Raw genomic sequence first — 2410 nt, 5'->3', positions numbered from 1 at the left:
CACCGCCGCCGTCGACAGGCACGTCTGGGTCGATTGACCCCCATCGAATACGAGACCATCATGAACCCGGCCGTGAGCCTCGCGGCCTAACACCCCAACTGTCACCTAACGGTGCGGCAGTCCCAAGGGGCCGCGGGCGCACAAGTTCGGCCGTCACCTGCGCTTCTCCCGCGCCGACGTAGAAGCATGGATCAACGAGCAGGCCGACCCGGACCCGGCAGCCTGAGACGTGATCTCGTTGACAACGGAAGCCACCTCAGCCCACATCACTGACAAGGAGTTCGCAGAGTTCCGCGCCCGCGCTGACGCTCTGGGCCTCGCGGTGACGGTCCGCTGCCAGCACTGCGGCGCACCACTCTGGGACCACCGGAGCATCACAGCCGGGGCCGGGCCGATATGCCGACGCCGACACGAAAACGACCCCGACGCGCATACCGACAAGAATGCACGCGCCGAGGCCGCCGAACCCAACGTTCAGACCTCCAGGGAGGAGACCCAACGATGAGCACTACAAAGACTAACCACCACGATACCTCCCAGCCCACCGCAGTCGAGACTGTGGCGCGCGCCCTCACCATCAAGGACGCGGGCACCACCGACTACACGACAACGTGGGTGGACTCCCGCGGCAAGTGGTGGGCCAAGCCGAAGGGGTGGGACGCATGAGCACCCTCGGTGCAGACGCCGGCCGCGGATTCGTGGGCGGTATGACCGTCACAGCGTCGGATATGAACCGGGTCCACCGCAGCGCAATCGAGTACGGCTACGGCCTCGGATACGCCGACGGGTACACGGCAGGGGAGCAGGCGGCCGCGCTTTCCGATGATGAGTTCCTCGCGGCACTGGCCAGGCGTGTGCGCGCAGCCGACGTGCTCGAGGACCACCTACAGCAGACGCTCAAAGCCACACTCGCCACCCGGGCAGCGAATCGAATCCGCTCCACACGAAAGGAGGCCGCATGAGGATACCCCGCGTCACTCCCGCCTCCACCATCACACCCCGCAAAATGCGGTGGCTCGTGGAGGACCAGTTTCCGCTCAACACCCTCTCCACATGTGGAGGCAAAGGAGGCGAAGGGAAATCGACGCTCGTCCTCGACGTGGCTGCACGAGGGTCACGCGGTGAGCTTCACGGTGACGTTCAAGGGCCAGTGAACACCCTCATTGTCTCGGTGGAGGATGACTGGCAGACGACAGTTGTCCCCCGTCTCATGGCTGCGGGTGCGAACCTTGACCGAATCCTCAAGTTCGACGTTGAGACCTACGTGGAAGACACCGGGGAATCCTTCGAGACGAAAGCCGTCCTGCCCATCGACGTGACGCAGCTGCGCGAGGCGATCATCGAACATGATGTGCGCCTAGTGATCTTCGATCCCGCAGCATCGTTTATCGACGGTGACCCGAACAAGGTCATCGACGTGCGGAGGGCGTTCGAACCCATCTCCAAGCTCGCGCAGGACTTGGACCTCGCCGTGATCCTCATCGCCCACTTCGGGAAGGGCACAGGCAGCGTTGGCGACAAGCTCTCCGGCTCTCACGCATGGCGAGACCTCACCCGCTCATACTGGGCCTTCGCCACCGATGACGAGACCGGCAAGCACTACATGACCCAGGAGAAGTCCAACTACTCCAAGACGAAGGGCACCTATGAGTTCGAGCTGACAGGCGTCCCCGTGCCCATCTCGGGGGAGACTGTCGAGGTTGTCGCCATTGGCAACATCACCCCCAGCGAAGTGGACGTAGCCGAGATCATCAACCGCCCGGTAGCGGACGGGGACGACGACGTGAGCGAGTGCGGAGAATGGCTGCTGTCGTACCTTGACCGGGAACCCTTCGAGTTCGCCCGCGCCGATATCGTCAAGGCCGGGCGCGCAGAGGGATTTTCCGAGGCAACCTTGAAGCGCTCCAAGAAGCGTCTGGGTGTCGCCCACAGGCGGACTAAGACAGTGCCGACGACGACAGTCTGGGAGCACCCGTCCATCAGTGGGAACCAGGTCGCTCACGACCGTGAGCCGACTGAGCCAACTGACACAAAAACACACGTTTCCGCAGGTCAGCCCAGTCAGCTCACAGTCAGCTCGCGAAGCGTGGAGAGAGCCAACTGTGAGCCAACTGGACTGACCAGGGAAAACACACCCCCGAACGCCAGTCAGCTCAGTCAGCTCAAGCACGAGGACCCCGACGAACCGACAGACATTTTCGGTAAGGCCGCAGACCCCTACGAAGCCGCCCAAGACACCAACGGCAACGTCGGCTGCAGTCTCTGCGGCAAGAACACCAAGTGGTGTGGTTCCCCCCGAATCGTGGAGGACTTCCTATGCGGCCTCGGGCAGCGTAGCCGCGTTGCTGGTCTCGTAGTCGACGGGGCTCATCATGTTTGCTGAGCTGTGCCGACGGTCGTGGTTGTAGAA

Annotated in this window: 4 protein-coding genes; all 4 read left to right on the top strand. The window is 63.2% G+C overall.

All coding sequences use genetic code 11. The annotated features are described in order from the left end of the window. Window positions 1-229 precede the first annotated feature (229 nt). From GSY69_RS15400 to GSY69_RS13650, 4 genes are read left to right on the top strand one after another with little or no spacing between them, the layout of a single operon-like run. On the top strand, window positions 230-505 hold the full coding sequence (locus GSY69_RS15400; RefSeq protein ID WP_407925032.1) for a DUF6011 domain-containing protein: 276 nt from the start codon (window positions 230-232) through the stop codon (window positions 503-505). Further along, window positions 502-666, top strand: a complete 165-nt coding sequence (locus GSY69_RS13660) for a hypothetical protein (RefSeq protein ID WP_160954378.1) — start codon at window positions 502-504, stop codon at window positions 664-666. The genes GSY69_RS15400 and GSY69_RS13660 overlap by 4 nt, the downstream gene beginning before the upstream one ends. Further along, window positions 663-962 (top strand): hypothetical protein, encoded by a 300-nt coding sequence (locus GSY69_RS13655; protein ID WP_160954377.1) that lies wholly within the window; start codon window positions 663-665, stop codon window positions 960-962. Before GSY69_RS13660 ends, GSY69_RS13655 begins: the two co-directional genes overlap by 4 nt. Continuing rightward, window positions 959-2383: an AAA family ATPase gene (locus GSY69_RS13650; RefSeq protein WP_160954376.1), complete on the top strand. Its 1425-nt coding sequence runs from the start codon at window positions 959-961 to the stop codon at window positions 2381-2383. The genes GSY69_RS13655 and GSY69_RS13650 overlap by 4 nt, the downstream gene beginning before the upstream one ends. Window positions 2384-2410: the final 27 nt, after the last annotated feature.

The sequence above is a fragment of the Brevibacterium rongguiense genome, assembly GCF_009857845.1.
GTDB lineage: Bacteria > Actinomycetota > Actinomycetes > Actinomycetales > Brevibacteriaceae > Brevibacterium > Brevibacterium rongguiense.
This window is presented reverse-complemented; position numbering and strand designations above follow the sequence as displayed.